General features: G+C 65.4%; 1 pseudogene. It reads left to right on the top strand.

Annotated features, from left to right (window positions below):
* Positions 1-260, top strand: a pseudogene (locus SB679_RS24970) (tRNA (adenosine(37)-N6)-threonylcarbamoyltransferase complex transferase subunit TsaD); the annotation flags it as partial.

Raw genomic sequence — 260 nt, 5'->3', positions numbered from 1 at the left:
GCGGCGTCATCCCCGAGATCGCTTCACGGGCCCATCTGGATGCTTTTGTGCCGACGCTCCAAGAGTCGTTGCACGAGGCCGGGGTCACGTTGGACGACATCGACGCCATCGCCGTGACATCGGGGCCCGGCCTCGCAGGTGCCCTCATGGTGGGTGTCTGTGCTGCCAAGGCGCTCGCGGTGGCAACCGGAAAGCCGCTCTACGCGATCAACCATCTGGTGGCGCACGTTGGTGTTGGGCTGCTCGACGGAAAGTCGTCC

The organism is Chryseobacterium sp. SIMBA_029 (genome assembly GCF_046535275.1).
In the GTDB taxonomy this organism is placed as follows: Bacteria; Bacteroidota; Bacteroidia; order Flavobacteriales; family Weeksellaceae; genus Chryseobacterium.
This window is presented reverse-complemented; position numbering and strand designations above follow the sequence as displayed.